Below are 2,845 nucleotides of genomic sequence, written 5' to 3'. Positions count from 1 at the left end.
CGGGCCGGCAGCCGAAGGCGAGGGTTGATAAGCCACCCCGAAAGCCTCCCACTCACAAGGCCACCCCACCCACCGAACTTACGAAAAGATCAGTAAGACGCAACTGCCGTTCTTCTTCTTTGGTGATGTGGAAGGGATACTTCGCATCGCCGTACTCCGGTTGCCCGGCGGGCATCTGGGCGGCGGTCATGCTCATGCAGGGACTCCTTCGTGTTCGTGTGTGCCGGGGACTGGCGTGCACGGGCGCGCCGCCGAAGTTGGGTTGGACTGGACGGGCGACTGCTCGGGGCCGCGTACCGGCGTGAGCGCACGTTGCGGCGCACTCCGTCGGGCGGATTGACGCGTGCGCGGGGTTGGGCTCGCCTGCGCAAGAAGCAGGTCAGCTCGTGTCCTCTTTGAGTCGGTGCGCTCCACCGGGGCGGCCGATGCGATCGCCTTCCTGGCTCGGGCGGTATCGGAGTCGGCTGAGCCTTCAGCGGTTGTCGTGGAGCTCCTGGTGCATCTGGGGCTGGTCGTCCTGGTCGTGTGTGAGGGCATAGAGCTCGACCTGATTGAACGCCTTCGACGCCACCCCGAGGATCTCGTCGTAGGGGTTGACGCCGACGGCCTTTTTCGCGCTGCCGCCGCCCACGCCGCCGACGGTACTGCTGAAGAGGTTGTGCATGGCCGCGGCGGGCTTGGCCGCCAGGTCGACGGCGCTCTTGGGGATGCCGGCCATGTCGGCGTACCTGTCCGTGAACGCGGCGCGGACCATGGCGATGAAGGGCTCGTAGAAGCCCGGCGGGAGCATCTTCTCCTTGTGGAACTTCAGGGCCTGCGCGGTCATGACATTGCAGTCCTCGCCCGGCTGCCACTCCCTTTCCCGCATGATGCTCCAGATCCGGTCGACCAGGTCGACGTCCTTGGGGATCAGCCACTTCTCGGGGGTGCCGAGGTAGTGGTTGATGTAGTGCCAGGCGTTCACGAAGCCCTGTGCGTCGTCGTGGGCCACATGGACGCCGAGGTTCTTCATGGCCTGGAGGATCTGAACGCTGAAGACGCCGATGGCGCCGGTGGTGTACTTCTGCGAGACCGGCTCGCCCCATTTGGCGTAGTCCCACTGGCCGCTCTTCTTGTGCAGCTGGCGGACGGAGGCGTGGACCAGGCGCACCTTGGTCACGGTCGCCGCAAGGGTGCCGTTGCGCAGGGCGTCCTTGTCACCCATGCCGATGAACAGGCGCGAGGACTGCGACAGCCGCCGGCCCGGACCCTCCACGCCGCCCAGGCGCCCGGTGGTGCGCAGGGTGTAGGCGCCGGTCGGGGAGAGGTAGGTGCCGATCCGGCCGACGGTGCCCTGCAGCATGGAGGCCACGCCGTGGTGGTGAGCGAAGAAGCCCTCCGCCGCCTTGACGTCGGCCTCGCTCCAGCCGGGCGGCTGTTCGGAGGCATCGTGCAGGAACTGCGCGAGCCGTTCGGGAAGGTTGGACAGCTGGTCCATGGGCATGCGGGGCTTGAGTGTCCCAATGGTGCGGAACAGGCCGTTGACGCCGTCGACCTCCCTGTTGTCGATGAGATCGGACACAAGTGCGTCCGCAGCCGGGTCTCCCTCCTGGTTCGCGGCCTCCATTTCGGCTACCACGGTCTCAGCCGTCAAGGTCACAGCTCACTCCTCCCGACGCACACACGAGGATGCGGCGCCGACCGGACCGAACCCCCGGCGCGCCACGCAATTGATCTTCCCCAGTGCAGTCCGTGACCGAAATGCCACGAAGGAGTGACGAAGATGCACACCCGGGGCGTAACCAGGGGCGCACGACCGTGTCGATGACTGCGGCCTGGTGGATGTCGGTGCGGTTCCTCGGCCTCCTGGACGACGGCGACGACCTCACCAGCCACAAACCCCTGCCCGGTCACGTCACCGCCGGGGCGATTCTCGTCGGCCCCGACGGCCGCATCCTGCACAATCTCCACAACGCGATCCAGAAGTGGCCGTCTAGCCGTACGCCAATCCGAACACCCCCCTCATTCGGAGTCATTCCAGGGCGGGCTCTTTCGGCAGTCGACCGTATGGGCAGGGACGTCGACGACAGATACCGCTGGCAGATGCCGCTCGACGAAAGGGACCGCCCATGCGCAAGATCGCTCTCCTGCTCGGTTTGGCACTCTCCGCAAGCGTGGCTGCAGCCGCCCCGGCCGCAGCCAACGGCCCCGGCTACCCCCCGAGCAACCAGGCGGTGGTCATCAGCAACGCCTCGACCGGCTTCTACCTGCAGACCGACACTCAGAATGAGAACCGGCCGCAGTACGTCCAGGTGTGGTACCCCTGGCCGCTGGCCAATGAGGGCTCGGGGTCGGTCTGGCGACTCAAGCAGAAGTACGGCGACCACTACGTCATCGAGACCGAACCGATCAAGAACCCGACCCCGGCCTGTCTGACGGTGCCGGACAACGCGAAGGACAACGGCCCGCTGACCGTGACCAACTGCAACGGCGGTCCGGCACAGGACTGGATCGTCCGCGAGGACGGCACCTCCGAGACCTACACCATCACCCCGGCCGGAGCGAACTTCCGGCAGTGGGCAATCACTTCGCAGTCGCAGAACTACCCCCACCCTGATGTGTACGTGACCCTCAAGCACTTCACCGGAACCAACGCGCCCACCAACATGCGCTGGAAGATCGACCCGAGGTCGGCCGCCTGACCTCCCGGTCAAGGAAGGCCGACAGGCGCGGCGGCCCCGCGCGGCTGCTGCCGACCTGCGCCCCTGGGAGAAGCCGACTGGCCGGCGTTCGGACCAGGCCCGCACCGGGTCTGGAGCAAGGCCTGACACAAGAAGGCGGTCCAGGCGGGCGTGACCGGGCGGAC

Annotated in this window: 3 protein-coding genes; 1 reads left to right on the top strand and 2 read right to left on the bottom strand. The window is 66.8% G+C overall.

Annotation, left to right across the window (positions count from 1 at the left end; genetic code table 11):
* Window positions 1-52: 52 nt before the first annotated feature.
* Together ABZ646_RS44170 and ABZ646_RS44165 are read right to left on the bottom strand one after the other, a co-directional pair.
* Window positions 53-196: a hypothetical protein gene (locus ABZ646_RS44170; RefSeq protein ID WP_360532748.1), complete on the bottom strand. Its 144-nt coding sequence runs from the start codon at window positions 194-196 to the stop codon at window positions 53-55.
* Between the two features lie 276 nt (window positions 197-472).
* The gene (locus ABZ646_RS44165) at window positions 473-1,639 is read right to left on the bottom strand and encodes an oxygenase MpaB family protein (RefSeq protein WP_360532745.1); all 1,167 of its coding nucleotides are present in this window, start codon (window positions 1,637-1,639) and stop codon (window positions 473-475) included.
* Between the two features lie 469 nt (window positions 1,640-2,108).
* On the opposite strand from ABZ646_RS44165, the gene ABZ646_RS44160 reads away from it, so the two are divergent.
* Window positions 2,109-2,681 carry a hypothetical protein gene (locus ABZ646_RS44160; protein WP_360532742.1) on the top strand — a complete coding sequence of 191 codons (573 nt, stop codon included), beginning with the start codon at window positions 2,109-2,111 and terminating at the stop codon, window positions 2,679-2,681.
* Window positions 2,682-2,845 lie beyond the last annotated feature (164 nt).

Origin of the sequence: Streptomyces sp. NPDC007162 (assembly GCF_040634175.1) — a bacterium.
Classification (GTDB): Bacteria; Actinomycetota; Actinomycetes; order Streptomycetales; family Streptomycetaceae; genus Streptomyces.
The sequence above is the reverse complement of the archived record's forward strand: the minus strand, read 5'-3'. Positions and strand labels throughout refer to the sequence as shown.